This is a genomic window from Kitasatospora sp. NPDC001119, from assembly GCF_053598475.1.
In genome coordinates, this window is the sequence record NZ_JBSFKI010000001.1 from 176,350 (window position 1) to 199,968 (window position 23,619).

Annotated in this window: 20 protein-coding genes; 8 read left to right on the plus strand and 12 right to left on the minus strand. The window is 75.4% G+C overall.

The window, feature by feature from the left end:
• The first annotated feature begins 33 nt into the window (after nucleotides 1-33).
• A complete protein-coding gene (egtD, locus tag ACWDD9_RS00885) occupies nucleotides 34-1,005 on the plus strand; it encodes an L-histidine N(alpha)-methyltransferase (RefSeq protein ID WP_074004338.1) in 972 nt (323 codons plus the stop codon).
• 141 nt (nucleotides 1,006-1,146) lie between these two features.
• On the plus strand, nucleotides 1,147-2,574 hold the full coding sequence (locus ACWDD9_RS00890; RefSeq protein WP_049655533.1) for a sugar porter family MFS transporter: 1,428 nt from the start codon (nucleotides 1,147-1,149) through the stop codon (nucleotides 2,572-2,574).
• A 107-nt stretch (nucleotides 2,575-2,681) separates the two neighbouring features.
• Here the strand turns inward: ACWDD9_RS00890 and ACWDD9_RS00895 are convergent, their stop codons facing one another.
• Entirely contained in the window at nucleotides 2,682-3,344 is a 663-nt protein-coding gene (locus tag ACWDD9_RS00895) for a TetR/AcrR family transcriptional regulator (RefSeq protein ID WP_380738679.1), read from the minus strand.
• Nucleotides 3,345-3,517: 173 nt separating this feature from the next.
• Here ACWDD9_RS00895 and ACWDD9_RS00900 point away from each other — a divergent pair, with 173 nt between their 5' ends.
• From ACWDD9_RS00900 to ACWDD9_RS00915, 4 genes are all read left to right on the plus strand, one after another.
• Nucleotides 3,518-4,681, plus strand: a complete 1,164-nt coding sequence (locus tag ACWDD9_RS00900) for an acyl-CoA dehydrogenase family protein (RefSeq protein WP_449810463.1) — start codon at nucleotides 3,518-3,520, stop codon at nucleotides 4,679-4,681.
• Nucleotides 4,682-4,747: 66 nt separating this feature from the next.
• A complete protein-coding gene (locus ACWDD9_RS00905; RefSeq protein ID WP_387820002.1) occupies nucleotides 4,748-5,947 on the plus strand; it encodes a thiolase family protein in 1,200 nt (399 codons plus the stop codon).
• A 128-nt stretch (nucleotides 5,948-6,075) separates the two neighbouring features.
• A complete protein-coding gene (gene fabG / locus ACWDD9_RS00910; RefSeq protein ID WP_449810464.1) occupies nucleotides 6,076-6,834 on the plus strand; it encodes a 3-oxoacyl-ACP reductase FabG in 759 nt (252 codons plus the stop codon).
• A 209-nt stretch (nucleotides 6,835-7,043) separates the two neighbouring features.
• Nucleotides 7,044-8,414: a S53 family peptidase gene (locus tag ACWDD9_RS00915; RefSeq protein ID WP_049655521.1), complete on the plus strand. Its 1,371-nt coding sequence runs from the start codon at nucleotides 7,044-7,046 to the stop codon at nucleotides 8,412-8,414.
• 120 nt (nucleotides 8,415-8,534) lie between these two features.
• On the opposite strand, the gene ACWDD9_RS00920 is transcribed toward ACWDD9_RS00915, so the two are convergent.
• On the minus strand, nucleotides 8,535-10,829 hold the full coding sequence (locus ACWDD9_RS00920) for a hypothetical protein (RefSeq protein WP_449810465.1): 2,295 nt from the start codon (nucleotides 10,827-10,829) through the stop codon (nucleotides 8,535-8,537).
• 172 nt (nucleotides 10,830-11,001) lie between these two features.
• On the opposite strand from ACWDD9_RS00920, the gene ACWDD9_RS00925 reads away from it, so the two are divergent.
• Both ACWDD9_RS00925 and ACWDD9_RS00930 read left to right on the plus strand, forming a co-directional pair.
• Nucleotides 11,002-11,550: an HAD domain-containing protein gene (locus ACWDD9_RS00925; protein ID WP_449810466.1), complete on the plus strand. Its 549-nt coding sequence runs from the start codon at nucleotides 11,002-11,004 to the stop codon at nucleotides 11,548-11,550.
• A 15-nt stretch (nucleotides 11,551-11,565) separates the two neighbouring features.
• Nucleotides 11,566-11,868 carry a hypothetical protein gene (locus ACWDD9_RS00930; RefSeq protein ID WP_388047910.1) on the plus strand — a complete coding sequence of 101 codons (303 nt, stop codon included), beginning with the start codon at nucleotides 11,566-11,568 and terminating at the stop codon, nucleotides 11,866-11,868.
• Between the two features lie 63 nt (nucleotides 11,869-11,931).
• Here the strand turns inward: ACWDD9_RS00930 and ACWDD9_RS00935 are convergent, their stop codons facing one another.
• The 10 genes from ACWDD9_RS00935 to ACWDD9_RS00980 form a co-directional block, all read right to left on the minus strand.
• Complete coding sequence (locus tag ACWDD9_RS00935; RefSeq protein ID WP_449810467.1) at nucleotides 11,932-15,939, minus strand: LysM peptidoglycan-binding domain-containing protein; 4,008 nt, start codon at nucleotides 15,937-15,939, stop codon at nucleotides 11,932-11,934.
• Entirely contained in the window at nucleotides 15,939-16,388 is a 450-nt protein-coding gene (locus tag ACWDD9_RS00940; protein WP_049658128.1) for a hypothetical protein, read from the minus strand. The genes ACWDD9_RS00935 and ACWDD9_RS00940 overlap by 1 nt, the downstream gene beginning before the upstream one ends.
• 160 nt (nucleotides 16,389-16,548) lie before the next feature.
• A complete protein-coding gene (locus ACWDD9_RS00945) occupies nucleotides 16,549-16,926 on the minus strand; it encodes a pilus assembly protein (protein ID WP_143204636.1) in 378 nt (125 codons plus the stop codon).
• Between the two features lie 107 nt (nucleotides 16,927-17,033).
• Complete coding sequence (locus tag ACWDD9_RS00950) at nucleotides 17,034-17,408, minus strand: TadE/TadG family type IV pilus assembly protein (protein WP_234348625.1); 375 nt, start codon at nucleotides 17,406-17,408, stop codon at nucleotides 17,034-17,036.
• Between the two features lie 38 nt (nucleotides 17,409-17,446).
• Nucleotides 17,447-17,746, minus strand: a complete 300-nt coding sequence (locus tag ACWDD9_RS00955) for a hypothetical protein (protein ID WP_049658132.1) — start codon at nucleotides 17,744-17,746, stop codon at nucleotides 17,447-17,449.
• Between the two features lie 59 nt (nucleotides 17,747-17,805).
• Nucleotides 17,806-18,684, minus strand: coding sequence for a hypothetical protein (locus tag ACWDD9_RS00960; RefSeq protein ID WP_449810468.1), 879 nt, complete (start codon nucleotides 18,682-18,684; stop codon nucleotides 17,806-17,808).
• Nucleotides 18,681-19,646 carry a type II secretion system F family protein gene (locus ACWDD9_RS00965; RefSeq protein WP_375873470.1) on the minus strand — a complete coding sequence of 322 codons (966 nt, stop codon included), beginning with the start codon at nucleotides 19,644-19,646 and terminating at the stop codon, nucleotides 18,681-18,683. Before ACWDD9_RS00965 ends, ACWDD9_RS00960 begins: the two co-directional genes overlap by 4 nt.
• Nucleotides 19,646-21,286 carry a CpaF family protein gene (locus ACWDD9_RS00970; protein WP_387969380.1) on the minus strand — a complete coding sequence of 547 codons (1,641 nt, stop codon included), beginning with the start codon at nucleotides 21,284-21,286 and terminating at the stop codon, nucleotides 19,646-19,648. Before ACWDD9_RS00970 ends, ACWDD9_RS00965 begins: the two co-directional genes overlap by 1 nt.
• Entirely contained in the window at nucleotides 21,276-22,745 is a 1,470-nt protein-coding gene (locus ACWDD9_RS00975; protein ID WP_449810469.1) for a hypothetical protein, read from the minus strand. Before ACWDD9_RS00975 ends, ACWDD9_RS00970 begins: the two co-directional genes overlap by 11 nt.
• Complete coding sequence (locus ACWDD9_RS00980; protein WP_117492594.1) at nucleotides 22,745-23,596, minus strand: SAF domain-containing protein; 852 nt, start codon at nucleotides 23,594-23,596, stop codon at nucleotides 22,745-22,747. The genes ACWDD9_RS00975 and ACWDD9_RS00980 overlap by 1 nt, the downstream gene beginning before the upstream one ends.
• Nucleotides 23,597-23,619: the final 23 nt, after the last annotated feature.

Consider the following 23,619-nt stretch of genomic DNA (forward strand, 5'->3'; position numbering starts at 1 on the left):
CCTTCACCTTCTGAACAGAGGAACCACCCTGTCATGGACACCTTCGAACTCACCCGACTGCTGCCCGCCGACCACTTCAGCACCGCGCTGCGCCACGACGTGCAGCACGGACTGACCGCGCGGCCCAAGTGGCTGCCGCCGAAGTGGTTCTACGACGCGCGGGGCAGCGAGCTGTTCGAGGAGATCACCCGGCTGCCCGAGTACTACCCGACCCGGGCGGAGCGGGCCATCCTGACCGCCCGGGCCGGCGAGATCGCCGCCGCCACCGGGGCCCGCACCCTGGTGGAGCTGGGCTCCGGCTCCTCCGAGAAGACCCGGCTGCTGCTGGACGCCCTGCGCGCGCTCGGCACCCTGGAGACGTACGTCCCGGTGGACGTCAGCGAGAGCGCGCTGACCGCGGCCGGCGCCGCCATCTCCGCCGAGTACCCCGGGCTCGCGGTGCACGGCGTGCTCGCCGACTTCACCGCCGGGCTCGGCCTGCCCCCGGAGGGCGGCCCGCGCCTGGTCGCCTTCCTCGGCGGCACCCTCGGCAACCTGCTGCCCCTTGAGCGCGCGGCCTTCCTGCACGGCCTGCGCACCGCCCTCGACCCGGGCGACTTCCTGCTGCTCGGCACCGACCTGGTCAAGGACCCGGCGGTGCTGGTCGCCGCCTACGACGACTCCGCCGGGGTGACCGCCGAGTTCAACCGGAACGTGCTGAACGTGCTCAACCGCGAGCTGGGCGCCGACTTCGACCCGGACGCCTTCGAGCACGTCGCGCTCTGGGACGCCGAGCAGGAGTGGATCGAGATGCGGCTGCGCTCGCTGCGCGCGCAGTCCGTGAAGATCCCGGCCCTGGACCTGCCGGTGCACTTCGCCCGGGGCGAGGAGCTGCGCACCGAGGTGTCGGCGAAGTTCCGCCGGGAGCGGGTGGCCGGGGAACTGGCGGCGGCCGGGCTGCGGCTGAGCCACTGGTGGACCGACCCGGAGGGCCGGTTCGGGCTCTCGCTCGCCTCGCCGGCCTGACCGCCTTGCCCGGACGGCCCAATTTGCTTGTTCACCTTACGAATTCTCAGAGCGAAACTTGAGGTTCCCGGTGTACAAGACTTAAACGAATAGGGGTTACGATCTCGGCTACCGAGCTCAGCGTTGAGTACCAGGAGTCAGATCGTGAGCGTCACCCAGAAGCCCTCCGGGGCGGTCGAGGCCCCCGCGCCCGGCCGCCTCGGCTTCGTCGTCTTCATCACCGCGGCAGCGGCCCTCGGCGGCTTCCTGTTCGGCTACGACAGCTCCGTGATCAACGGCGCCGTCTCCGGCATCCAGGAGAAGTTCGGCGTCGGCAGCGGCGTGACCGGTCTGATCGTCTCCTCGGCCCTGCTGGGCTCGGCGGTCGGCGCCGCGGTCGCCGGACGGTTCGCCGACCGGTACGGCCGCATCAAGGTCATGAAGGCGGGCGCCCTGCTGTTCGCGATCAGCGCGGTCGGCTCGATGCTGCCGTTCTCCGCCTGGGACCTCGCCCTCTGGCGCGTCCTCGGCGGCGCGGCCATCGGCATCGCCTCGGTGATCGCCCCGACCTACATCGCCGAGGTCGCGCCGACCAAGTACCGGGGCCGGCTGGCCTCCTTCCAGCAGGCCGCGATCGTGCTCGGCATCGCGATATCCCAGCTGGTCAACTGGGTGCTGGCGCAGGCGGCCGGCGGCGACACCCGCGGCCGGCTGCTCGGCCTGGAGGCCTGGCAGTGGATGCTCGGCATCTGCGTCGTCCCGGCCGCGGTCTACTTCGTGCTCGCCTCGGTGATCCCCGAGTCCCCGCGCTACCTGATCCAGGCCGAGCGCCTGGACGACGCCCGCAAGGTGCTCGCCGAGGTCGAGGGCGAGGGCGTGGACACCGACGCCCGGATCGCCGAGGTCCAGGCGCTGATCGCCTCCGACCACCGCCCGCGCTTCCGCGACCTGCTCGGCGGCCGCTTCGGCCTGCTCCCGATCGTCTGGGTCGGCATCGGCCTGTCGGTCTTCCAGCAGCTGGTCGGCATCAACGTGATCTTCTACTACTCGTCGATCCTGTGGCAGTCGGTCGGCATCGACCAGGGCAACTCGCTGCTGATCAGCTTCGTCGGCTCGGTGATCAACATCCTCGGCACCGTGATCGCGATCGTGCTGGTCGACCGGGTCGGCCGCAAGCCGCTCGCCCTGATCGGCTCGGCCGGCATGGCGGTCGCGCTCGGCACCGCCGGCTGGGCCTTCTCCTCGGCCACCGGCAGCGGGGACAACCTCACCCTGCCCGACTTCCAGGGCACCGTCGCGCTGGTCGCCGCCAACGCCTTCGTGCTGTTCTTCGCGATGTCCTGGGGCGTCGTCGTCTGGGTGATGCTCGGCGAGATGTTCCCGAACCGGATCCGCGCCGCCGCGCTCTCCGTCGCCGCCTCCGCGCAGTGGATCGCGAACTGGGTGATCACCGTCTCGTTCCCGTCCATGTCGCGCTGGAACCTGTCGGCGACCTACCTGATCTACGCCGCCTTCGCGGCGCTCTCCATCCTCTTCGTGGCGAAGTTCATGAAGGAGACCAAGGGCGTCCGGCTGGAGGACATGGGCTGACCCGCCCGTCGGCCCGCCGACCTCTCGGCCCCCGTACCCCCGGCGCGATCAGCGCGGGGTGCGGGGGCCGAATCGTTTCCGCTCGACCGGGCCCCTCCAGCCTCGTCTCAGGGCCGCTCGGCGAGCCGGGCGTAGCGCAGGGCGAGCCCGTCGAGCAGCGCCTCCAGCCCGGTCTCGAAGGCGCCCTCGTCCACCGTCCCGCGGTGCCCGGCCAGCCGGTGCGCCTCGCCGAGGTGCGGGTAGTCGGCCGCGTCGTAGACCTCGGCGTCGGCGGGGAAGCCGGCCGCGAAGGAGGCGAGCGCCGAGCCGGTGACGAAGTAGCGCATCAACGCGCCGATCCTGGTCGCCTGGCCGCGCGGCCACCCGGACTCGACCAGGTGGCCGAAGACGGCGTCGGCCAGCCGCAGGGCGTTCGGCCGGCGCCCGGGGCCCTGGGCGAGCACCGGGACGATGTTGGGGTGGGCGGCCAGCGCGGCCCGGTAGGAGCGGGCCCAGTCGCGCAGCGCCTCCGGCCAGGAACCCCCACCGGCTCCGGCAGCCCCGGCGGTGCCGAACATCGACAGGTCGACCTCGCCGATGACGCTGTCCACCACCGCGTCCAGCAGCTCGTCCTTGGTGGCGAAGTGGTTGTAGAGCGAGGGCCCGCTGACCGACAGCTCGCTGGCGAGCCGGCGGGTGGAGAGGGCGTCCAGCCCCTCGTCGTCGATCAGCCGCAGCGCGGCGGCGACGATGCGCTCGCGGCTGAGCAGCGGGGTGCGTGGACGGGCCATCGCGGCGGGTGCCTCCGGTTCCTCCGGTCGGGTGTGCTGGGGACCGATTCTGGCAGGTGCCCCTTCCCAGCGCGGGCGGGGCGGGGCTACAGTCCCCCCATAAAACTTGCAGCGCTAGTTTAATGGGTCCGGCCCTGGGGCCGGGGCCCTGGACACCGGATTCGGGAGCCGCCGTGAACCTGGAGTTGTCCGAGGAGCAGAGCGCCGTCCGGGACCTCGCCGCCTCCTTCACCGACCGCGAGGTCGTGCCGCACGCCGCCGAGTGGGACCGCGCCGAGTCCGTCGACCGCGCGATCATCGGCAAGCTGGCGAAGGTCGGCTTCCTCGGGCTGACCATCCCGGAGGAGTACGGCGGCAGCGGCGGCGACCACCTGGCGTACTGCCTCGTCCTGGAGGAACTCGGGCGCGGCGACTCGGCCGTGCGCGGGATCGTCTCGGTCTCGCTCGGCCTGGTCGGCAAGTCGGTCAACGCCTTCGGCACCGAGGAGCAGAAGCGGCACTGGCTGCCCCGGCTCACCTCGGGCGAGGCGCTCGCCTGCTTCGCGCTCACCGAGCCGGGCACCGGATCGGACGCCGCCAACCTCACCACCCGCGCCGTCCGGGACGGCGGGGACTGGCTGATCAGCGGCGCCAAGACCTTCATCACCAACGGCACCTGGGCCGACGTCGCCCTGGTCTTCGCCCGCACCGGCGGCGACGCGCCCGAGCAGCGGGGCCACCGGGGCATCACCGCCTTCCTGGTCCCCACCGACCTGCCCGGCTTCACCCGCGCCGAGATCCACGGCAAGCTCGGCCTGCGCGGCCAGGCCACCGCCGGCCTCTCCTTCGAGGACGTCCGGGTGCCGGACAGCGCCCGGCTCGGCGAGGTCGGCAAGGGGTTCACGGTGGCGATGGCCGCGCTGGCCAAGGGCCGGATGTCGGTGGCGGCCGGCTGCGTCGGCATCGCCCGGGCCTGCCTGGAGACCGCCGTCCGCTACGCGGGCGAGCGCGAACAGTTCGGCAAGCCGATCGCCTCGCACCAGCTCGTCCAGGAGCTGCTGGCCGGCATCGCCGTCGACGTCGAGGCGGCCCGGCTGCTCACCTGGAAGGTCGCCGACCACATCGACCGCGGCCTGCCGTTCGCCACCGAGTCCTCCGTCGCCAAGCTGTACGCCAGCGAGGCCGCCGTCCGGGCCGCCAACAACGCGCTCCAGGTCTTCGGCGGCTACGGGTTCATCGACGAGTACCCCGTCGGCAAGTACCTGCGCGACGCGCGGGTGATGACGCTCTACGAGGGCACCAGCCAGATCCACCAGCTGCTCATCGGACGCGCCCTCACCGGCGTCAACGCCTTCTGACGCCGGCCCGCCGCCTGCCCCGCTCCCGTCCCCTGCCACCCGTTTCCCGACAAGGAGCCCGACGACGTGCGTCCCGTCTACTTCGCCGCCGCCCGCCGCACACCCATCGGCCGACTGCGCGGCGCGCTCGCCACGGTCCGCCCGGACGACCTCTCGGCCACCGTGCTGCGCGCCCTGCTCGCCGACGTCCCCGCACTCGACCCGGCCCGGATCGACGACGTCTACTGGGGCGCCGCCAACCAGGCCGGCGAGGACAACCGCAACGCCGCCCGGATGGCCGTGCTGCTGGCCGGCCTGCCGGAGACCGTCCCCGGGGCCACCGTCAACCGGCTCTGCGCCTCCGGCCTGGAGGCCGTCACCCTCGCCGCCCGGGCCATCGGCTCCGGCGAGGCGGACGTGGTGCTGGCCGGCGGCTGCGAGTCGATGACCCGCGCCCCCTTCGTCCTCCCCCGCCCCGACGAGGCGCTGCCGCACCGGATGGAGACCTTCGACACCCGGCTCGGCTGGCGGCTCACCAACCCGCGGATGGCCGAACTGCACGGCGTGCTCAGCATGGGCGAGACCGCCGAGGAGGTGGCCGCCCGGTACGGCATCGGCCGGGAGCGCCAGGACGCCTTCGCGCTGCGCAGCCACCAGCGGGCCGGCGCCGCCCGCGAGGACGGGCACTTCGACGCGGAACTCGTCCCGGTCGAACGGCCGGACGGGGTGACGGTGGGCCGCGACGAGGGCATCCGCGAGGACACCAGCCTGGCGAAGCTCGCCGGCCTCAAGCCGGTGTTCCGGCCCGGAGGCACGGTCACCGCCGGGAACGCCTCGCCGATGAACGACGGCGCGGCCGGGCTGCTCCTGGTCGGCGAGGAGGCGCTGCACGACCTCGGGCTGCGGCCGCTCGGCCGGTACGTGGCCGGCGCCTCGGCCGGGGTGCACCCGGACGTCATGGGCATCGGCCCGGTCCCGGCCACGGCGAAGGTGCTCGCGCGGGCCGGCTGGTCGCTCGCCGACCTGGACACCGCCGAGCTGAACGAGGCCTTCGCGGCCCAGGCGCTCGCCTCCGCCGACGGCATCGGGTTCAGCCCCGAGCGGGCCGAGGAGGTGGTCAACCCCAGCGGCGGCGCGATCGCGCTCGGCCACCCCCTGGGCGGCTCCGGCGCCCGCATCCTCACCACCCTGCTGCACCGGATGCGCCGTACCGGTGCCCGGCGCGGTCTGGCCACCATGTGCGTGGGCGTGGGGCAGGGTACGGCCGTGCTCGTCGAGAACGTCTGACGACCGGCGCTCCCCGTCCGTCGATCCACACCTCTGTCGATCCACAACTCTGTTGGTCCACACCTCCGTCGGTCCGAGCCTCCAGGGCCCGGACCGACCTTCAACCTCCAGACTTCCGAGGAGTTCACATGACGCGGTTCGCGGGGAAGGTCGCCGTGGTGACCGGCGCGGCCCAGGGCATCGGGGCGGCCACCGCCCGCCTGCTGGCGGAGGAGGGCGCGGCGGTCGCCGTGGTCGACCTCACCGCCGAGCGGGCGGCCGGGACGGTCGCCGAGATCACCGCCAAGGGCGGCACCGCCCGGGCGTACGGCTGCGACGTGGCCGACTACGACGCCGTGGAGGCGGTGTTCGCGCAGGTCGCGGCGGACCTCGGCGGGGTGCACATCCTGGTCAACAACGCCGGGATCACCCGGGACAACCTGTTCTTCAGGATGCCGAAGGCCGACTGGGACGCGGTGCTGACGGTCAACCTGACCAGCGCGTACAACTGCAGCCACGTCGCGCAGAAGTACATGGTGGCGCAGAAGTACGGGAAGATCGTCTCGCTCAGCTCGCGCTCCGCCCTCGGCAACCGCGGCCAGGCCAACTACGCGGCCGCCAAGGCCGGCATCCAGGGCCTCACCGCGACCCTGGCGATCGAGCTCGGGCCGTTCAACGTCAACGTCAACGCCGTCGCGCCCGGGTACATCGCCACCGCGATGACCGCGGCCACCGCCGAGCGGGTCGGCAGCAGCGCCGAGGAGCACCAGACCGAGGTCGCCGCCCGGACGCCGCTGCGCCGGGTCGGGCAGCCGGAGGAGGTCGCCTCGGTCGTCGCCTTCCTGGCCAGCGAGGAGGCCTCGTACGTCAGCGGGCAGACGCTGTACGTCAACGGCGGAGCACGCTAGGCGGTCGTCTGACGTATCGTCATGTCGCCGTCCCGGGTGGGAGGTTACTTTCCCCTGGGACGGCCTTTACCTTTTCGCGTGGCCGAGTATGACCATGTCCTTGATCACATGGCCCCACCAAATGACTATGGCATGATCATGCAGCTCTCGATGGGATGGCCGCACCGACCCGACCGAACCAGGTCGGGCCCTGCGCCCCAAGGAGTCCCATGGGCAGCCCCGCCACCCTCCGCCGCGCCCTGGCCCTGCTCGCCGTGGGGGCCACCGCCCTCACGGCCGGTACCGTCGCCGTACCGGCCGCCGGCACCGCGATCGCCGCCCCCGCGCACGATCTCACGGGCGTCCACGTCCGCCCCGCCTCCTTCGGGCACCACAACGCCCAGGGCCGCCCCGCCCCGCTGAGCACCACCCAGTGCGTCAGCCAGGTCGGTATCCACTGCTACTCGCCGCTGCAGTACCGGACCGCCTACAACCTGGACCCGCTGTACCAGGAGGGCATCACCGGCAAGGGCCGCACCATCGTCATCGTCGACTCCTTCGGCTCGCCGACCATCCAGCACGACCTGGAGGTCTTCGACAAGCAGTGGGGCATCCCGGACACCAACGTCGAGGTGGTCAAGTGGGGCAACGTCCCCACCTGGGACCCGAAGAACCCCGACCACACCGGCTGGGCCGGCGAGACCACCCTGGACGTCGAGTACGCCCACGCGATCGCCCCCGACGCGCACATCATCCTGGTCGAGACCGGCGTCGCCGAGACCGAGGGCACCACCGGCCTGCCCGAGATGATGGACGCCGAGAAGGCCCTCATCAAGGCCGGCCGCGCCGACGTCATCTCGCAGAGCTTCGGCGCCACCGAGAACACCTTCCCGGGGTACGACAAGGGCGACTTCAAGTCGCTCACCGACCTGCGCTACGCCTTCCAGGCCGCCGCCGACCACAACGTGACGGTGCTCGCCGCCTCCGGCGACAACGGCGCCACCGACGCCCAGGAGAACGGCACCGACCTGTACCCGTACAAGGTCAACTCCTGGCCGTCCTCGGACCCGCTGGTCACCTCCATCGGCGGCACCCAGCTCACCCTGGACGACAAGGGCAACCGCACCGCGCCCGACAAGGTGTGGCACGACAAGTCCGGCGCCGGCGGCGGTGGCGTCTCGGGCATCTTCGAGCGTCCGTGGTACCAGGCCGGCGTCGCCAACGTCACCGGCAACCACCGCGGCACCCCGGACATCAGCATGAGCGCGGCCGTGGACGGCGCCGCCTGGACCTACGAGTCCTACGACCCGACCTCGGTCGGCTGGCACCTCACCGGCGGCACCAGCGAGGCCACCCCGCTGTTCTCGGGCGTCGTCGCGCTCGCCGACCAGCTCGCCGGCCACCGCCTCGGCCAGCTCAACTGGCGCCTGTACGGCATGAACCTGCTGCCGAGCAAGTGGAGCGGCATCGTGGACGTGAAGCAGGGCGACAACGGCTGGAACGGCGTCACCGGCTACAACGCGACCGAGGGCTACGACCTCGCCAGCGGCCTGGGCACCATCGACGGTGCGAAGTTCGTGCACGCGGTCGCCGGTCGGTGAACCGGCGGGTCACCGGGTGACGGGTGACAGGTAACAGATAACAGACGACAGCGGACAGATTTTGAAATCTGTCCGCTGTTCGCTGTTATCCGTCAGCTGTCGCCCGCCGACCGCCGGTTGTCAGCCGGTCGCGGCCAACTGGGCGAGGTAGCGCTCGGCGGCGCGGAGCTTGCGGCCGTCCGGGCCCGGGAGGTAGGCGCGCAGTTCGATGATCTCCGGGGCGATCCGGATGGCCTCCGCACGGTCGGCGATCGCGCGCCAGCAGGCCTCGGCGTTGGTGGCCGCCCGCTGGGTCTCCACGTGGTCCGGGCCCTGCGAACGGAGCAGGGTCAGCGCCACCTCGCGGTAGATGTCCGCGGCCTCGGCCGACCGGCCCGCGAGCCGGCAGACGTGCGCCCGGACCTGCCGGACCTGCAGCACCGGCTCGGAGACGGCACCGTGCTCGGCGATCGCCTCCAGTTCGAGGGCGAAGGCCAGGTCGGTGGCGGCGGCGTGGTCCCCGGCCTCGGCGCTACGGACGATCCGTCCGATGACCTCGCGGTAGTCCGCGCGGGGCGTAGCGGCCGCAGCGGCCGCAGCGGCTTCGTCGGCCGGTGCGTCGGCAGGGGCGTCACTCGGGGCGGGCGGCGCGTCGGCGGGAGCGTCCTCGGCCGGCGCTTCGTCCTGCGGCACGGCGTCGGCCGGCACCTCGTCAGAAGGTGTCCCGTCCACCGGAACGACGTCGGCGGGAGCCTGCTCGGCGGACTCCTGCTCGGCGGGCGCCTCGTCCGTCGGCACGGACTCCACCGGGACGGCGTCCCTGGGCTCCTCCGCGGCCTCGGGTGCCTCCTCGACGACCTCCCCGGCAGCGCCCTCGGCTGCCTCCTCGCTCGTCTCCTCCGCCGTCTCCTCCACTGCCTCCTCGGCCACCGGCTCGACCACGGCCTCGACCGCCTCCGCCGCGGCTTCGGCGGCCACCGCGGCTTCCTCCTGCGGGAGTTCGGGCTCGGCGACGGCACCGTCCACCGGCTCCGGCCGGGACTTCAGGAGCGTGACGCCCGCCGGGGACGCGCTGTCCTCAGGCACGGTGTCGGCCGGGGCGGGCTTGCGCAGGGTCACGCCCGGTGCCTCGACGCTCCCGCCCGCCTTCTGCAGGCTGACCGGGCGGGCCGGCCGCGGCGGGGTGGGCGGTACGCCCGGCTTGACCAGGCTGACCGGACCGCCCGCGGCCACCGGAGACCCGGCGAACGCAGCGGACCCGACCGCCCCCGCCGACCCGGCCGACGACGCGGGCGCCCCGGCCGGGGCCGCTACCGGCCACTCGGGAGCGGCGTCCCGGGGCTCCGCCGGACGCGGCAGCGGCGCCGTCGGCGCCACCGGGGGCGGCGGCGCGTCGGAGGGCGCCGTACCGGCGGTCGGCAGCGGTGCCACCTCGGCCGGCAGGCCCTCGCCGCGACGGGCGGTGTTGCGGAAGAACGGCCGGTCCGGGGCGTGCGTGGCCAGGATGACCACATCCGGCCGCAGCACCGAGTACACCTGCTGACGCAGCTGCTCCGGCGCGAGCACCTCGCCCGCGCCGGGCCGCCCGCCGTGCAGCGCCTCGATCAGGGCGCGGGTGAAGGTGCCGATCTGTTCCGGGTCCGGGCTGACCACCGCCCAGAGCGGGATCCCCTCGCTGAGCGGCGAGACGGTGCCCTGGAGGTATGGCCAGGCGTTCTGGTCGGCGCTCAGGTCGGCGATGACGAGGGTCTGCCACTCGGCCGGACGGTGGCTCAGCTCGGCGGCGACGGCCTGCCAGGGGAGGCCGTCCTGCTTGGCGTCGCGCAGGGTCAGCTGGAGCTGCCCGCCGCGCTTGTCGGCGACGACGTGGCCGCCCAGGTGGATCAGCAGCGGTCCGGGGTGCCGGGAGGCGGCGCGCAGGTGGGCGAGGACGGTGTGCGGGTCCCCGGCGCCGGGGAGGTGGACGGCGTCCACCGCGTCCGCGGCGAGCAGTACCTGCGGCGAGACGGCGGCGAGCATCGCCGAGAGTACGGGTGCCTGGGTCGGTCCGCCGCGGCCCCAGGTGCGGCGGCCGGACGTTCCGTACCCGCCCTCGATGACCAGGATCCGTCCGCGCGGCGCGGCACCGAGCCCGCCCGCGCCGACGGCGGCGGCGCTCGGCGCCGCGCTCTGGACCGGGAACGGCGGCGGGGTCGCCGTGGACGCGGCCCCGGCGGCGGGCAGCCCGGTGAGGGTCCATCCGGTGGGCGGGACGGGCGGTGCGGGCGGCGGCGCGACCGGTGGTGCGGCCGGGGGCGCCGGCGGCGGCTCGTACAGCGCGGCGGGGCCCGGCGGGTGCTCCTCGGCCGGGAGGCGCGGGGGCGGCGGTACGGCGTCCCAGGGACCCGAGCCCCCGGCCGGGTCGGGACCTCCGGAAACCGCTGTCGTCTCCGCCATCTCCTGGTCACCGCCCCGCCCCGCCGCTCCCGCGGCGTCTGATGCCCTCGACTGCGTGGTGCCTGCCACCACACTCCGTGCGCGCCACCCTACGAGATCCCGGCTCACCCGTTCCAGGCCGGGTGGCCGATCGGCGCGCCACACCACCCGCGCCGCCCGCTAAGGTGCCGTCATGATCGATACCGATCGCCCGTTGCTCTTCCTCGACGTGGACGGTCCGCTGATCCCCTTCGGGGGCCCGCCGCCGGGCGGCTACCCCGTCCACCGCAGCCCGCACGTCCCGGCCGGTACGACGCCGGGCGGGAACCCGCTGATCGCCCGAGTGGACCCGGAGTTGGGCCCTCGGCTGCTCCGCCTGCCGGCCGAGCCGGTGTGGGCCACCACCTGGCTGGAGGACGCCAACGAGTGCCTCGCGCCCTGGCTCGGCCTGCCCCGACTGCCCGTCGTGGACTGGCCGGTGGACGACTCCGACGACGCGGAGGACGCGGACACCGCGGACGCCACGTACCCGCCGGAGGGCCTGCACTGGAAGACCCGCACGCTGGTCGCCTGGGCTGGCGGGCGGCCGTTCGCCTGGGTGGACGACGAGATCACCGGGGCCGACCGCCGCTGGGTCGCCGCCCACTCCCCCGCCCGCGCCCTGCTCCACCGGGTCGATCCCCGACGCGGGCTCACCGACGCGGACTTCGCCGCGCTGGACGCCTGGCTGCGGACGACCTGACTGCACTGCCCCGCCATGGAACCCCTCGCCGGAACACCGTCCCGCTGGCATCTGGCCCTGCACGGCGGGGCATTGGTCGAGCTGTGGGCGGACGGGTACGGCGTCGAGGGCGGGACGTACGTGTTCAGCTCGCTCGTCCGGGCGACGGCGGAGGAGCAGGAGCAGGTCGAGGTGGTCGCGCGGACCCCGGCGGACGACCGGCGGGTCCTGGTGGCCGTGGCACGGGTTCAGGAGGCCGTCGTCCAGGACGTCCACTCGGCCGCCGAGCCGGCGCGCGACGGCACCTGTGCCTGCCGGCCCTTCTCCTGGGAGGAGTGACCGCTCCCGGAAACCCGTCCGGCCACCCCTGGAACAGGAGTGGCCGGACGGGCGGTCGCGGCGTCAGGAGCCCGCGAGCAGGTCCCGCAGCAGGGCGACGGTGTCGGCGTCCAGGTCCCGGCCGGTCCGGCGGCTGAGGGCGTCCAACCGGTTGACGGCGCGCAGGAGTTGGTCCCGTGCGCCGGCCGAGGCGTAGGCGTAGAAGAGGTCCCGGTGCAGCAGTTCGACGTCCGGGGCGACGGCGAGGCCGCGGAAGACGGCGGCCTCGGCGCTGCGGTGGTCGCCGTACTGCAGGCGGCGGGCGGCCAGTTCGTGGGCCGTGTCGACGATCGCCGCGATCATGTCCTGCCGCTCGGCCTCGGCCCAGCCGTACGAGGCCGGCGGGGCCTCGGCGAACGGCGCGCCGCGGACCAGGGCCAGGGCGTGGGCGAGGGCCGCGTCGGCGGTGGCGCTGGTGCTGCGCATGCCGCGCCGGTAGAGGCCGCGGAACTCGTCCCAGTCGCAGGTGACCGCCGGGGCGAAGGAGTAGCCCTCGGTGCCCTCGGTGGGCAGGAAGACCCGGCCCTCCGGCGAGGTGCCGAACCAGGCGGCCAGGTCGGCGAGTTTGGCCGGCAGCGGGCTCTCGGAGCCGGCCGCGGTGGGGTGCGGGTCGAGGTGCGCCGCGCCGGGGTGCAGGTCGTGGTCGAGCGCGTGGCGGTCGGACCCGGGGCGCAGCGCCAGGTAGACGGCCAGTTCGGTGAGCCGGGGCAGCGCGCCGGGTGCGGCGGCGCCGAGGACTCCCGCGACGTCCACCGGGCCGAGCAGCCGGATCCGGGGGGCGTTGCGGGGGGCGTGCGCCTCCGGGGAGCGGAGGATGGCGAGCAGGTCGTCGCTGTCGCTGCGGCCGGGCGTCGTCCGGGCGACCGGGGCGACGGCGGCGGGGCCGGGCTGCTCCGCACCGACGGCCTCGGCGGCTTCGACGGCCTCCGCGGTCTCCGCGGTCCCGGCCGGTCCGGTCCCGAGGGCGACGGCGGCCTCGGGAGCGGCAGCGGGAGCGGGCTCGGTCGACGGCACAAGGCCCTCGGCCGTCTTCGACGCGGTCGGCTCCGCCACGACGGGCTGCGGCACGACCGGCTGGACGGCAAGCACGACCGTCGCCGTGGACTCCGAGCCGGTGTCCCCCGGCCCGGCCGTCCCCTCGTCCTCCGCCAGGCCCGGCCGCCGCAGGTCGCGGGTGGTCTCGTCGGTCGCCGCCTGCCCGTTGACGGCGAACCGCGCGGGGCCGGCCGGGGCAGGCGCCGGAGCCGGAGCCGGACTCGACGCCGCGGGCGGCAGCGCGGCAGGGGTCGGAGCGGGCGCCACCGGATCGGTGCCCGCGAACGGGCTGGCACCGGTGCCGATGACCCGGGCGAGCAGCCGGGGCCCGGCGGCCGCGCCCTCCTCCGCTCCGCCTGCCGAAGCCCCGCCGACGGAAGTCCTGCCGGCGGAGGCCCCACCGACGGAGGCCCCGCCGGTCGAAGCCCCACCGACCGGAGCCGCGGCAGCCGGACCTCCGATGGCCGGGACCGCCACGGCGGCCGAGGCCCCGACGGCGGCCAGCACCGGTACGGCGGCGGGCAGTTCGGTGGTGTCGGTGTCGTCCTCCGGCCCGTCCAGCGTCCAGGCCGGGGCCGGGTGCTGGGTGGTGTCGTCGGCGACCCGGAGCAGCTCGGCGACCTGGTCGTACTGCCGGTCGCTGAGCCGCTGCAGCTCGACCGTGAGGTGCAGGCCCGGGATCGCGGCCTGGCCGGAGGCCGGCAGGGTCCAGCGGGCGACCGGGCCGGTGCCGCGCTCGGGGGCGCGGGTGATGACGGCGACGCAGGTGCGCGGACGGGCGTCGAGCAGGCGTCCGAGCTCGGCCGGGACGTCCCCGCCGGGCTGGTGGGCGCAGAGCACGATCTCGGGCGTCCAGGACTCGTCGGCCTGGCCCCGGCTGCGGGCCTCGCGCGGGCTGGTGGCCTCGGCGGCGACCAGGGTGGCGCGGGCCTTGGCGGTGCGCGGGCCGAGGGCGGCGAGCGCGGCCTCCAGGGTGGGGTGGCGGTGCACGCGCTCGGCGGCCGGGCCGCTGATCGGCACCTCCTCGGCGAGGTCCACCAGGTGCAGGTGGAGCCGGTCGGCGAGCGGGCTGTGGGCCAGTTCGACGGCGAGGGTGCGCAGCACGTCGCGGGCGTCGTCCGGGTGGCCGGACAAGTGGAGCAGCCGGACGGCCTCCAGGTCGGCGAGGACCACCGAGCCGTCCGGCGAGGTGCCGAGGGTGACCAGCGCGGGGTAGGGCGCGGCGGTCTTCCGGGCCTGGCCGGGGCTGAGCAGGTCGCCCGAGTCGGCGCTGCACCACCACACGTTGGCGGCGTGCGCGGCGCGGAACGGCGCGATCGGGGTGGCCGGTCCGGACAGGTGCAGTTCGATGGTCCGGCCCGGGGTGATCCGGGCGGCGACGATGGCGGGCAGCCGCTTGCCGCCGCGCACGGTGTTGCGGGCCAGGGTGCGCAGGGAGCGGTCCAGCAGGTCCAGTCCGGCCTGGTCCTGCCGGGCCATCAGCTCGTTCTCGAAGGCGGCGGCCTCGGCCTCGGGCATCGCGATGCGGTGCCGGGGGCGGCGGGCGCGCTGCTGGGTGCCGCGCTTGTGGGCGACGGCGCCGACCATGACGGCCGCGAGCAGGACGCCGACGGTGGAGGCCGAGAGGGCGACGGTGTAGTCGTCGCTGGGGGCCGGGTCGGCGTGCGCGGCGTGGGCCGGCGCGTGCGTGGGCGCGGGCGCCGGGGCCGACTGCGGCGCGCCCGGCGCGGGAGCGCCCGGCGCCGGAGCCTGGTCGGCGGGGGCCGGCGCTGGGGCCGGGGCCTGGTCGGCCGGAGTCTGATCGGCGGGAGCCGGTGCGGGCGCCGGTGCGGCACCCCCCGCCCCCGGAACGGTGAGCACCATCCCCGGCACCACCACGTCCGGGTCGGTCAGCTGCGTCCCGTCCGGGGCCTGCGCCCCCTTGTTCGCCTCGAACAGCTTCGGCCACTGCTCCCCGTCCCCCAGCTCCCGCTGGGCGATGGCCGACAGGCTCTCCCCGGTCTGGACGGTGACGGTCCGCTGGCCGCCGGAGCCGGCCGCACCGCCCGCGCCACCGGGCCCACCGGCCTCCGTCCCGGACTGCGGAGCGCTCTGCGGCGTCTCCTGCGGCGCGCCCTGCGCCGGGTCGCCCGAGGGGGCCGGGGCGGGCGGCGCCGGCGTCCTCGCCTCGTCCGGCTTGGCGTCCGCCGGCATCAGCAGCTCCCAGCCGGGCTGGATCGGCCGGTCGGCGTCGAAGCGGATGCCCGAATCGCCCATCATCCGGCCGTCGTTGAGCTTGGCGATCTCCACCCAGCGTTCCCCCGAGCCCAGTTGGCGCTCGGCGATGGACCACAGGCTGTCGGCCGGCCGGGCGTCCCGGACGGTGTACGTGCTCTGCTGCTCGGCGGCCGGGGTCAGGGCCGGCGCGGCCTGCGCGGCGGGCAGTGCGGCGCGCTGCACGCCCGGCGTCAACTGCGCCTGGACGACCGGGCTGTGGTTCGGCTCGGGGACGGCCGCGAAGGCCGAGCCGGCCACCGGGAGCAGGGCGAGCACCGAGCCGACCAGCCCGGCGGCGAGCCGCTGGCTCCAGCCGAAGGCCGGGATGCGGCGGGCGATCCGGCCGCGCAGCTGGGCCGGGATCTCCAGCAGGACGGAGAGCGCGAAGCAGGCCCAGGCGATCCAGCCGACCACCACCAGCGCCCAGAGGAACAGGCTTCCGTCGTCCGGACTGGTGAGCGCCTCGCCCACCCCGCCCGAGGCGACCTCGCCCATCCCGGCGACCGCGTCGGTGCCGTACAGCAGCAGCGCGGGGACGCCGAACAGCAGCGCGAGCAGGGCGACCAGCGCGCCGAGCGCGGTGATCACGGCGCGGCCGCGGCCGCGGGGTGGTCGGGGCGCCGGGGCGGCGGGCCTTCGGGCACCGCCGGCCCGATGGGACGTCCCGGCCCGGCCGTTGGGGGCCTGGCCGTTTCGGGCCTGGGCGGTACGGGCCTGGTCCTTGGCACGTGGCGCGGCCATCAGTCGGTCTCCGCTTTCTCTACTCCGTGGACGAGGGTCGCACTGCCCTTGCCCGTAACCTTCCGCTCCCCGAGGGCGCCCAGCAGGACCGGGCGGTAGTCGGCCTGCACGGTGACGGTGACGACCCTGCCGTCACCGGAGAACTCGATGCCGCCCGCCCGCAGGCCGTACAGGCCCAGGTAGGCGTCGGCGGCGTCCCGCACGTACTTCTCCTGGACCTTGAAACCCTTGCCCTGGAGGACGGCCGCCCGGTCGAGCTGCTGGCCGCCGACCCGCGCGGCCTCCAGGGCGTAGGCGTCGGTCCGCTCGGCGACCCGCAGCCGGCCGCCGGCGTCGATCACCAGGGCGATGACGAGCACGACGTAGGCCGCGCAGATCGCCACGAAGAGGGCCACCGCGCCCCGGTCGGACCGGCGCGCCGACAGCCGTCGCCGCAGACGGCTCACCACTTCCGTCCCCTCCCCCCACTTCGCACGACGCTCTCCCCACCGGCCCCCACCGGGCGCCGCTCGGTACCGTTCCGCCATCCCCCGAGCGCTCTCCGCTTGCGTCTCCCCCGCACGGGCCGTCTCCAATCCCCTGTCTTCCCGGTGACGGCGCCGCGCGCTGTCATGTGCCCCGGTAACGGTCCACCACCGAGGTGAACTCGCCGACGAGGTGCTTCGTCACGGGTATCCCGGACGGTCCGCCGAGCAGGTCGGCCAGCTCCACGTCGCAGACCACCGTGACGGTGACGGTCGTGACCGGTCCGCCGGGCAGGTTCAGCTCCCCCTTGCCGACCCGCACGTCCCCGTCGCGGCACCACACGCCCTGCTGGCGCAGCGTCGCGAGGGCGGAGTCCCTGGCCGGCTGGTCCATCCCGTCCACGCTGCGCTGCAGGGAGGCGGTCCGGGCCCCGGCCCGGGCGGCGGCCTCCACGGTGCCGGCCGTGGTCTGCACCCGTCCGGCGGCGACGGCCAGCAGGACCAGCCCGACCACCCCCGGCACGACGATCGCCGCCTCGATCGCGATCCCGCCCCGGTCCGGCCTGCGCGGTCGCGACCGGAGCCCCGACCACCGCCGCCGCCATGGGCCCGGTGTCCGCAGCGCGTCCGTCACGGTGTCACCGCCGGCGGTACGAAGCGCTCGCGGGGCGCCTCGGCGAACTGGGTGATGTCGGGCGCCTTGAGCCCGGGTATCAGCAGCGGCGGGGTCAGCCGCACGGTGACCCGGATGGTCTGCGCCGTGCTGCCGTCGGTCCGCACCGTGTACCCGTGCACGCCCTGCCGGTCGAGGAAGTCGCGGGCCTGCCGCTGGGCGGCCTCGTTCTTCTCGCCGTCCGTCGCGCTGCCCTGCACCCGTCCGGCGTCCACGCCCTCGCGGGCGGCCGTGAGCGCGACCTGCCGGTCGTACCACCACAGCGCGGCCTGGACGACGAGCAGGACGAGCAGCAGGACGACCGGGAAGACGATGGCGAGACTCACGCTCATCGACCCCCGGTCGCCCCTGCGGCGGAGAGCGGCACGCATCACGGGGTGGCGCCGCCCGCGCCGCCCGCTCCGCCCGCACCCGGCATGTTCGGGTCCTGCTCGACCTTCTTGACGACCTTGTCCTTCAGCAGGTAGAGCGCGGTCGCCACGGCACCCGCGACGAAGACCAACGCGATGATGGCGAGGGCGAGTTCGATGCTGATCGCACCCCGGTCGCCGCGCGCGCGGGCGGCCCGCAGCCGGCCGAGCCGCAGGGTGAACAGCAGGAGTGCGAACTGGACCGGTAGCAGGACGGGGCGCAGCACCCGGTCTGCCAGTTGGACGAGTCGTACGGTCATCGGGTCTCTCCGGAGGGACGTGGCGGTGTGGTGTGGTGTCGACTGCTCTGGGACGGCTGTCAGTTGAGCATCTGGTGCAGCGCGGGGAAGACGATCAGGACGGTCATCAGCAGGGTCAGGGCGGCCCCGGGCGCGACCATCCGCTCGCTGTCGGCGTTCGCGCGGGCGAGGTCCTCGGCGAGCAGTTCCCCGCGCAGGCCCTTGGCCCGGGCCCGCAGGGTGTCGTACACGGCGGCGCCGTCGTTGCCGGACAGCCGCATGATGTCGGCCACGTCCTGGAGCGGGCTGAGCCCCAACTCCTCGGCCAGCGCGTCGAGTCCGGCCCACGGCGGGAGCCGGTCGGTGGCCGCGCGCTCCAGCGCGTCGCGGATCCGCCGGAACACCGCGCCCCGCCCGACCCCGGCGGCCCGGCGCAGCGCCTCGGCGGGGCCGCAGTCGGCGGCCCGCTCCATCGCGACGAGCTCCAGGTAGGCGGCGATGCCGTGCAGGTACTCGGTGCGCGCCTCCTTGGCCTCGCCGCGCACGACGGCGTCCGGGACGAACCAGAGCAGTCCGGCCAGCAGCGGCCCGGCGACCAGCGGCAGGGCGAACGGCAGGCCGACGCCCATCAGCACGGCCATCGCGCCCAGGTAGGCGGGCAGCAGCAGGCCGAGCGCGGAGAACAGCAGCTTGTGCACCATGAACCGGGCCGGGGTGCGGCCGATCAGGGCGAGTTCGCGGCGCGGGACGGAGACCCCGCGCAGGTGGACGGACCGCTCGCCGATCCGGTCGTACCAGCGGGGCCGCTCGTCCGGGTCCTGCTCGCGGTCGGCGGGGGTGGCGTGCAGCCGGTCCAGCGCCTGGCGCAGGTCCGGTGGCGCCGGCCGCAGTTCGGCGACCAGGAGGGCGAGGCCGCCGGCCGCGGCGGCGCCGGCCAGCACGGACCAGGGGGAGATCATCGGACCTCCCCGAGCTGCTCGGCCGGCTCCGGCCCGGTCGGCGCGGCGCTGGTCCGCCGTCCGCTCCTGCTGCGCCGGTCGGGCGTCAGCAGCCGGGGCACCGGCGGGTGGGAGGCCAGCGCCCGCATCCAGGCGATGATCGCCACGAACAGGGCGGCAACCACGGCGAGCACCACCTGGCCGAGGAAGGTCCCGTACGGCCGGGTGTACTCGGTGTTGAAGGAGCCGACGGTGACGACCAGCACGATGATGCCGACCAGCCAGCGGATGGTGGTCCGGTGCTTGGCCCGGTCGGCCTCGATGGCGCGGCGCTGGCGGACCTCCTCGCGCACCGAGTCGGCCATGTCGGAGAGCGTGCGGGCCAGGCCGGGGCCGCTGTCCCCGGCCCGCAGCACGAGCGCGGCGAGCACCTTGTCGGCGGTGGCGTCGGCGAGGCTGTCGGCGAAGGCGCGCAGCGCCTCCTCGGGCCGCCAGCGGGCCTGCAGCCGGGCGGCCAGCTCGCCGATCTCGTCCTCCAGGGCGGCCGGGGCGGTGCGCCGGCTGGTGACGATGGCCTGGTTGAGGCCGACCCCGAGCAGCAGCACGTCGGCGATCCGCTGGGTCCACTCGGAGAGCGCCTCCAGCCGCTCGATCCGGTGGGTGTCCGGGCGGGTGGTGTCGAACAGCCAGGGCAGGCCGAAGACGGCCAGCGGCACCAGCAGCGCGGTCAGCGGGATGCCGGTGAACAGCCAGGCCAGCGGCGCGCCGGCGAGCGCCAGCGGCAGCTGGACGCGGCGCAGCCGCACCATCCGGTGCCCGGCCGTCCCGGGCGCGCCGTACCAGAACACGTGGAGCCGGCCGGCCAGCGGGTTGACCGCCCGCTCGGCCTCGTCCTCCTCGACGGGCTCACTGCCGCGGGCCCAGAGCGCCAGGGCGACCATGCCGCCCGCGACCGCCAGCCCGCACAGGGCGAAGAGCAGCATCACCGGGTGCCACCGCCGATCCGCAGCTGCAGCGGGGTGGCCCAACTCCCGTACCGGGAACCGAGCAGCGAGGCGTCGAAGCCGGCCCGGCGCAGGTCGTCCAGGCACTGCGGCGGGGTGTGCGGGACGGCCCGCGGCTCGCCGAGGTCCGGCCGGGGGCCGAAGACGGTGTTCAGCGCGGGCCGGCCGCTCTCCCCGAGGCCGGTGACCTCCAGGACGTGGGAGACGAAGCGGTGCCGGCGGCCGCCGACGGCGGTCTCGTCGACCATGGTGACGTGCACGATGAGGTCCAGGGCGTTGGCGGTGAGCCGGTAGGCGAGTGAGTCGGTCATGTGCGAGCCGTACTCCAGGCAGAGTTCGGCGATGCGGTCGACGACCATGTGCGGGCCGCGGGCGTGCAGGGTGCACATCGAGCCGCCCTCGCCGTTGGTCATCACCCGCAGCATCGGGACGACCTCGCCGGAGCGGACCTCCCCGACGATGATCCGGGAGAGCGTCATCCGCAGCGCGGCCGGGATGAGGTCGCCGAGGGTCAACTCCCCGGCCAGGCGCCCCTCGACGCGCTCGCCGTTGCCCTCGCGGGCCTCCATCGGGACGACCTGGCGCAGGTGGCCGAGGGTGTGCAGCCAGAGTTCGAACTCCGACTCCAGGGTGCCGATCCGCTCGTCCGGCGGGATCTCGGCGGCCATCGCGCGCAGCAGGCTGGTCTTGCCGACGCCCTGGGTGCCGGTGATCATCACGTTCTTCCGGGCCCGGATCGCGGCGGCCAGGAAGGCGGCCAAGGTGGCGTCCAGGGTGCCGAGTTCGACCATCTCGGGGAGCGTCGCGGAGGCCACCCGGTGGCGCCGGATCGCCACGTACGGGCGGGGCGTCACCTCGGTGAGCGCCTGGAGGCGCATGCCGCCCTCCAGTCGCAGCGCGAGGGTCGGGCTGGCGGTGGACAGGCTGCGCTCGCCGCCGCCGTGCTGGCGGGCCAGGTCCTGGAGCAGTTCGACGAGTTCGGCGTCGCTGTCGGCCACCGGCGGTACCTGGCGCAGGGGTTGGTGCACCTTGGAGACCCAGACGTCGTCGCAGCCGTTGATCAGGATGTTCTCGATCTCCGGGTCGTCCAGGTAGGGCTGGAGCCGGCCGGCCCTGAACAGCAGGTCGAAGACGGCCTCGGCGAGGGCGCGGTCCTGATCCCGGGTGGGCGGGATGCCGTGGGTCTGGGCGTACGCGTCGGACCACCGGGCGACGGCCTCCTCGATCAGCGCCCGGCCGCGCTGGCGGCGGGTGGCGCGGTCCGGCTCGGAGCCGGAGGAGAGCGTCAACCGGGTGATCTGCTGGTGCAGTTCGGCCGCGACCTGACGCTTGAGCTCGCGGGCGACCTGCGGGTCCACGGCGGGCCGGGTGGCGGAGCCGCGCAGGTCCAGCGAGGGCAGCTGGGAGGGCACGGCGGTGGGCCCGGCGGCCGCGCCGGGCGGGACGGGCTGCGGCGCGACGGGCTGCGCCGGGCCGGGCTGGGGCGCGACCGGGCCGGGCTGGTACCCGTGCGCCGGGGCGACCGGACCGGTCACCGGCGCGGGCCCGGGCACCGGCCCCGCCCAGGGCAGCGCGGCCGGATCGGCGCTGGGACGCTGGTGCAGGGGGCTACCGCGCACGGAGCACCTCCCCGGGGTCGTGCGGGTACGGCCCGTTCACGTTGTCCTGACTGTCTGTCACAAACGGCTGCTGGAGCGGGTACTGGTCGTCCGGATCGCCGTACGGGGCGGACTGGACGTGCGCCGGGAACGGCGCCGGCGCGGCCGGCTGCGGCGCCAGCCCGGCCAGCGGCGCCACCGGTCCGGTGGTGATCACCGGTGGGACGGGCTGCGGCGGGGCGTACGAAGGCTGCTCGCCCTCGGCCGTCCCGTAGCCGGAGCGGCCGGGCCCGGAGCGGCCGTGGGCCGCCGCACCGTACGGGCCCGGCGGGTACGGGCCCTGCCCATGCGGGGTCTGCGGGTACGGGCCCTGGGCCTGCGGGCCCGGCGCGTACGGGGTCTGCGGGTACGGGCCCTGGGCCTGCGGGCCCGGCGCGTACGGGGTCTGGCCGTGACCGCCCTGCCCGTACCCCGGCCGGCCGCCCGGACCGTACGCCGACTGCCCGTACGGGCCCGGCGCGGGCGCGGGCATCGACGGCTGCGGCGCCATCGGCACGGGCGGGGTCGGTATCGGCGGGGCCGGGGCCTGGGCCGCCGGCATCGGAGCGGCCGGGACCGGCGGCGTCGGCACCGCCGCCGCGACCGGGCCCGCGACCGGGCCGCCCGCCGTCAGCTGGGCCGGCGCCGCGCCCGGCGCGAGCCGCTGGCGCCGGCGGCGGACCAGCAGCTGCACCTCGTCCGCCGCCGAGCGCGCCGTGCGCATCAGCTCCGAGCGGATGAACCGCCGGTCGGTGGTGTCCCCGCCGTCGGAGAGCACCTTCGCCGTCCGGGGGGCGTGCGGCAGCACCCCGAGCACCGGCAGCCCGAGCTCCCGGGTCACCTCCGCCCGGGCGTACGGCCCCTCGGCGACCAGCAGCAGCCCGAGCGCGTCCGCGCCGGTGCCGGCGGCGGCCAGGTCCTCGGTCAGGGCGGCGAGCCGGGGCCGGACCGCGCTCAGCCCGCGCAGCGTGGTGCGCACGGTCGCCACCACCGCGTCGGCGCGGCGGGCCAGCACCGCGCTGTGGCCGGTGGCGCCGGAGCGGCCGAGGTCCACGATCACGTCGTAGCCCTGCTGTTCCACGCCGTGCAGCAGTTCGGCGAGCGGCTCCCAGGTGTAGGCGAGGCCGGGCGCCTGGGTGGGGTCGGTCAGCCCGGGCAGCAGCAGCCGTTCGGCGTTGCCCTCGGGAGAGAGGTCGATCAGCTGCTCCCAGATGGTCTGCGCGAGCAGCCCGCGCCGGTCGGCGACGGCCAGGTTGCGCAGCCCGTACACCGCCTCGACCCGGCCCTCCAGGGCGCCGGCGAGCACCGCGCCGCCGTCCGGGTCGGCCTCGACCAGCAGGATCCGCCGACCGGGCGGCAGCGGCCAGGACAGCAGCAGTGCCAGGGCCGTGGTGGTGGCTCCCGGTGCGCCCGGGCCGCCGACCACCGCGATCACGGCCATCAGGCGCCGCCCGTCGCGGCCGGTCCCCCGGACGTGGCGGCACCCGGCGTGGTCGCCCCGGGGGTAGGAGCGGCGGGGGCGGGGGCGGCCGAGGGCGCACCGCTCGGCGCCGGGTTCGGCGCGGCGCCGCCCGCCGCCCCGCCGCGCGGCGCGAGCAGCACCTGGATCCGCCCGCTCGCCACCCACTGCGCCAGCCGGGGCCCGTCCGCGGTGCCGACCGCCACGTCGATCACCTGGCTGCCGTCGGTGTCCACCCGGCCGACGGTGATCACCGTGGCGGGCAGCGAGTCGGCCCGGCCGTTGTCGGGGGTGAAGACGACGACCAGCTGCACGCCGGGCTGGAGCCGGCTGGCGGGCAGCTGGCTGCGCTTGGCCGACACCCCGACCACGATCTGCCCGGGCTGCACCGACAGCCCCTGCGCGAGGTCGGCCCCGGTGAGCATCGCGCCGCGCTTGAGGTCGGTGGCGGCCCGCATGCCGACGGCCTTCGTCCGGTCCTGGGCCGCCAGCGGGTGCAGCGCCGGGTCCCCCGCGATCCGGGCGACCACCAGGTCGTCCTCGGTGATCACCTGCCCCCACGGCACGTCCCGGGCCAGCGCCAGCACCGCGACCCGCTGGCCGGTGCTGTTGTAGAGGACGGCCCCGCCCAGCCCACCGGCCGCGATCAGCGCGACCGCCATCGCCAGCACCGCCGGGCGCCGCCGCCGCGCCCGCATGGTCCGTCCGGGCGCGTGCGGCAGACCCCGGCCCTTGCCCGGGCCGCCCTGCTCCGGCTGCTCCGGGAGTGCCACGGACGCCGCCGCGCCCGCGGAGGTGCCGGATCCCGGCGTCGCGAACGTACGGTTCTCCACCGGGTTCCGCCCTTCCCTCGTTC

Bases quoted from the DNA above. Each gene is read 5' to 3' on its own strand.
- egtD (WP_074004338.1), top strand. From the start codon at position 34: ATGGACACCTTCGAACTCACCCGACTGCTGCCCGCCGACCACTTCAGC.
- ACWDD9_RS00895 (WP_380738679.1), bottom strand. From the start codon at position 3,344: ATGGCCCGTCCACGCACCCCGCTGCTCAGCCGCGAGCGCATCGTCGCC.
- fabG (WP_449810464.1), top strand. From the start codon at position 6,076: ATGACGCGGTTCGCGGGGAAGGTCGCCGTGGTGACCGGCGCGGCCCAG.
- ACWDD9_RS00915 (WP_049655521.1), top strand. From the start codon at position 7,044: ATGGGCAGCCCCGCCACCCTCCGCCGCGCCCTGGCCCTGCTCGCCGTG.
- ACWDD9_RS00920 (WP_449810465.1), bottom strand. From the start codon at position 10,829: ATGGCGGAGACGACAGCGGTTTCCGGAGGTCCCGACCCGGCCGGGGGC.
- ACWDD9_RS00925 (WP_449810466.1), top strand. From the start codon at position 11,002: ATGATCGATACCGATCGCCCGTTGCTCTTCCTCGACGTGGACGGTCCG.
- ACWDD9_RS00930 (WP_388047910.1), top strand. From the start codon at position 11,566: ATGGAACCCCTCGCCGGAACACCGTCCCGCTGGCATCTGGCCCTGCAC.
- ACWDD9_RS00935 (WP_449810467.1), bottom strand. From the start codon at position 15,939: ATGGCCGCGCCACGTGCCAAGGACCAGGCCCGTACCGCCCAGGCCCGA.
- ACWDD9_RS00950 (WP_234348625.1), bottom strand. From the start codon at position 17,408: ATGAGCGTGAGTCTCGCCATCGTCTTCCCGGTCGTCCTGCTGCTCGTC.
- ACWDD9_RS00955 (WP_049658132.1), bottom strand. From the start codon at position 17,746: ATGACCGTACGACTCGTCCAACTGGCAGACCGGGTGCTGCGCCCCGTC.
- ACWDD9_RS00960 (WP_449810468.1), bottom strand. From the start codon at position 18,684: ATGATCTCCCCCTGGTCCGTGCTGGCCGGCGCCGCCGCGGCCGGCGGC.
- ACWDD9_RS00965 (WP_375873470.1), bottom strand. From the start codon at position 19,646: ATGCTGCTCTTCGCCCTGTGCGGGCTGGCGGTCGCGGGCGGCATGGTC.
- ACWDD9_RS00975 (WP_449810469.1), bottom strand. From the start codon at position 22,745: ATGGCCGTGATCGCGGTGGTCGGCGGCCCGGGCGCACCGGGAGCCACC.